Raw genomic sequence first — 3,687 nt, forward strand, 5'->3', positions numbered from 1 at the left:
GTTCGGGGCCCCACTCGTGTGCAGGGACGCTAACGCTTCCCTCCCCCACCGGCGGCGTGCAGCCCCCAGCCCGCCAGCAGTGCGGCTTCCATCGCGGCGTCGAGCAGGTAGGTCTTGGGGATCCTGCCTGCCGGCACGTAGATCAGGTCCACGGCCAGGAGGGTCGCGGCTGTGGCCACGCCGACCCGTCGAGCATGGCGGTGCCCTTCGGGACTGTCCTCGGCCCGCAATTGCGCGATCCCGTTGCCCACTAGGAGCCCGGCGACGGTGTATTGCAGCCACCGATCCACCTTCGCCCCGAAAACGGCTTCGAAACTCTGCCTGTGTACAAGGGGCCACAGCCCTCCGGCGACATTCAGCGAGCCGTGAAGCCGGGCGAGGCGGTGGCCGAGTGTGTCGCTACCCGGTGCGATCGTTGTCATCGTGGTGCCTTCCCCCCGCGGAGCCGCTCCCCGGCGGCCCTGTACGTCACTCGGGATCGGTCTCCTCGGGATCGTCTTCCCCTTCGGCCTGGTCCGGCTGCAGGGGTGCGCCGGACCGGAGATTCTCTGGATCGGCGTCCGGATCCTGGCTGGGGTCGTAACGGTCTGCGGGTCCTTCGGTGCTGTTCATGGATATCGGGTTTCCGATGCCCGGCCCGCCAAACCCAGGCCCGCCGAACCCGGGCGCCGGTCCGACCCGTTCGCTGTGTGTCAGCGCCGCCGGGCGAGTCCCTTGGAGACCGTCCGCTTCGACACCGTCCGTATCGCGACGCCGAGTCCCGCACCGAGAGCCAGGAGCCACGGCGCGCCGACGAGGATCGGATCGAGCCACTGGTGGGACTTGTCGACTCGCGTGCTCTTCGCACGCTCCGCCGGTCCGTTATGGGTGAACTCCGCCCGGACTCCCGTTTCCGTCACCAGGTTGTCCGGTCGCCCGGAAACGAAGGAACGCAGATGCGACTCGACCGCGTCGACACGATCGGCACCGAGCAGCAGGAGCCAGTGCGCGGCACGGCCTTCACTGAAACGGCGGTAGGCGTACTTGCGGATCATTCCGGACAGGCCCTTGGGCGGGCACGCCGTGCCGAAGACCGGGGTGACGAAGGCATGCTCGACGGATCGTTCCCGTGGCCACCTCTCCTCCTGTCGCTCGGGGAAGGTCCATCGCGCACCCGATGCCTCGGGGTCGAAGCGCTCTTTCGGTACCGACGGACGGTCCGCGGGATCGATGTCCACACCCCATCCGGGAATACGTGCGCGCAACGCATCGGTGTCCGGCGGCTGTGGCGCGCTCGGGACGTAGGCGGTCGGAAGTTCGTGTTCTGCCATCACGCAGCCCTCTCATCCGGCATCCGGCACGATGACCGGCTTGATGCACTCGTCGAGTTTCGCGGAGAAGATGTGGAATCCCTCGGCGATGTGTTCCAGCGGAATCCTGTGCGTGACAAGCTCGTTGGGCTTGATGTAACCGTTGCGAATATGTTCGAACAAACGCGGCCACTGGCGTTTGACCGGGCACTGATTCATCCGCAGCGTCAAACCCTTGTTCATCGCGTCGCCGAATTTGACGGCACTGAACATCGGCCCGTACGCCCCCATGACCGAGACCGTTCCGCCCTTGCGGACCGAGTCGATCGCCCAGTTCAATGCGATAGGTGATCCACCCTGCAACTTGAACTTCGCCGACGTCACGTGCTGGAGGAAGTTGCCGTCGGCTTCCGCGCCTACCGCATCGATGACCACATCGGCCCCGAGATAGTCGGTGGCCTTCTTCATCTGCACGACGATGTCGTCGTATTCCGCGAAGTTGTAGGTCTCGGCGTGAGCGAAGGTGCGTGCTTTCTCGAGTCGATACTCGAGGTGGTCGATCACGATGACTCGGCCGGCGCCCATGAACCACGAACTCTTCGCGGCGTACAGCCCTACCGGGCCGGCCCCGAAGACCACGACGGTGTCGCCCTCGGTGATGTCACCCAACTGGGCACCGAAATAGCCTGTCGCCAGCGCGTCGGTGCACATCAGCGCGTCTTCGTCGTCCATCCATTCCGGGATCGGTTCGGGCCCGACGTCGGCGAACGGCACTCGCACGAATTCCGCCTGGCCTCCGTCGTATCCGCCGCAGGTGTGCGAGTAGCCGTAGATGCCGCCCACTGCCGTGGCATTCGGATTGACGTTGTGGCAGTTGGAATACAGCCCGCGTGCACAGAAGTAGCAGGATCCGCAGTACACGTTGAACGGCACCATCACCCGGTCTCCGGGCGTCAGATTGCGGACCGACGGCCCGACCTCGTGCACCACGCCGATGAACTCGTGACCGAAGGTCATCCCGACACGCGTGTCGGGCATCATGCCGTGGTACAGGTGCAGGTCCGAACCGCAGATAGCCGCTCTCTGCACGCGCACGATCGCATCGTTCGGGTGCTCGATACGCGGGATGTCCTTCTCTTCCACCCGGACCTTGTAGGGCCCTCGGTACACCATCGCTTTCAAGTCGCCTCCCGGGTCTCCTCGTGGTTCGTGGCACGCGGGTACCCCCTCGGATACGTCCGATGCACGACCGGGCCGATCAGTTCCGGGGAGATCTCACGATCTCGGAGGTTTGGTCGCGTTTCGCGGTGGTACCTCCCCACCGCAGGACTCAGAAGTCCCGACACGAAAGGGAGAGAATTGTTCCGTCACACAGATCACCTCCAGTTCGACGTCAAACCCGAGAAGCCGGACCCCGTCTACGCCCGCAAACTCCAAGAACTCATCGGCGGCGCATACGGCGAAATGACCGTCACCATGCAGTACCTGTTCCAGGGATGGAACTGCCGGATGCCCGGCAAGTACAAGGACATGATCATGGACGTCGCCACCGAAGAAATCGGCCACGTCGAAATGATCGCCACCATGGTCGCCCGGCTCCTCGAAGGCGCACCGGCCACCGAATCGACCAAGAACGCCGCCGCCGACCCCGTCGTCGCCGCCGTACTCGGCGGAATGGACCCGCAACAGGCCATCGTCTCCGGCGGCGGACCGACACTCGCCGACAGCAACGGTGTGCCCTGGAACGGACGGTTCATCGTCGCGAGCGGCAACCTGCTCGCCGACTTCCGGGCCAACGTCGCTGCCGAAGCCCAAGGCCGGGTACAAACCGCGCGTTTGTATCACATGACCGACGATCCGGGTGTCAAGGACATGCTCAAGTTCAACCTGGCGCGCGATACGTACCACCAGAATCTGTGGCTCGCGGCGATCGAGGAACTGCAGGCCGACGGGATCGAGCCGTCCCCGATCGCACCGAACGCGTTGTTCGACGAGGAGCATTCCGAACATGCCACGAGCCTGTGGCATCTGTCGGACGGTGTCGCCTCGGATCAGGGCCGGTGGGCGCACGGTACCGGTCCCGACGGGTCGACGCCGATGTCGTTCCTGGCCGATCCGGTTCCGCTCGGTGATGTGGCCAGTGCGCCGCCGCCGGATCCGAAGCTGTATGCGACCTATGACGGGTCGCAGGGTGAGCCGCGTTCGGCTGCGCTGGGCACGGAGAAGGGGCTGATGGGCAAGATGAAGGACGCAGTCAACACCGAACCCTGAGTAGGCGAGGGAGACGGTCGCCGGTGCCCGGCGGCCACGGACACCACGGAGTGGTTCGGGTCCGCAGTGGAAACGCACAGCGGCGCTCGGGCGCAGGAACCAGGGAGGGGCCGACATATGTCGGCCC

5 protein-coding genes are annotated in these 3,687 nt (G+C 65.3%); 1 reads left to right on the forward strand and 4 read right to left on the reverse strand.

Features of this window, described 5'->3' with window-relative positions:
* Nucleotides 1-29: 29 nt before the first annotated feature.
* The 4 genes from TVH25_RS21030 to TVH25_RS21045 all read right to left on the reverse strand — a co-directional run bounded on the left by TVH25_RS21030 (nt 30) and on the right by TVH25_RS21045 (nt 2,471).
* Entirely contained in the window at nt 30-422 is a 393-nt protein-coding gene (locus tag TVH25_RS21030) for a hypothetical protein (protein ID WP_422425387.1), read from the reverse strand.
* Between the two features lie 46 nt (nt 423-468).
* On the reverse strand, nt 469-612 hold the full coding sequence (locus tag TVH25_RS21035; RefSeq protein ID WP_169620198.1) for a hypothetical protein: 144 nt from the start codon (nt 610-612) through the stop codon (nt 469-471).
* An 80-nt stretch (nt 613-692) separates the two neighbouring features.
* On the reverse strand, nt 693-1,310 hold the full coding sequence (locus TVH25_RS21040; RefSeq protein WP_422425388.1) for a hypothetical protein: 618 nt from the start codon (nt 1,308-1,310) through the stop codon (nt 693-695).
* 12 nt (nt 1,311-1,322) lie between these two features.
* A complete protein-coding gene (locus TVH25_RS21045; RefSeq protein WP_169620200.1) occupies nt 1,323-2,471 on the reverse strand; it encodes a zinc-dependent alcohol dehydrogenase in 1,149 nt (382 codons plus the stop codon).
* A 177-nt stretch (nt 2,472-2,648) separates the two neighbouring features.
* Between TVH25_RS21045 and TVH25_RS21050 the strand changes: the two genes are divergently transcribed.
* Complete coding sequence (locus TVH25_RS21050) at nt 2,649-3,560, forward strand: manganese catalase family protein (RefSeq protein WP_422425389.1); 912 nt, start codon at nt 2,649-2,651, stop codon at nt 3,558-3,560.
* The last annotated feature ends 127 nt before the right edge of the window (nt 3,561-3,687 follow it).

Source organism: Rhodococcus sp. 7Tela_A2, assembly GCF_049311045.1.
GTDB lineage: Bacteria > Actinomycetota > Actinomycetes > Mycobacteriales > Mycobacteriaceae > Rhodococcus.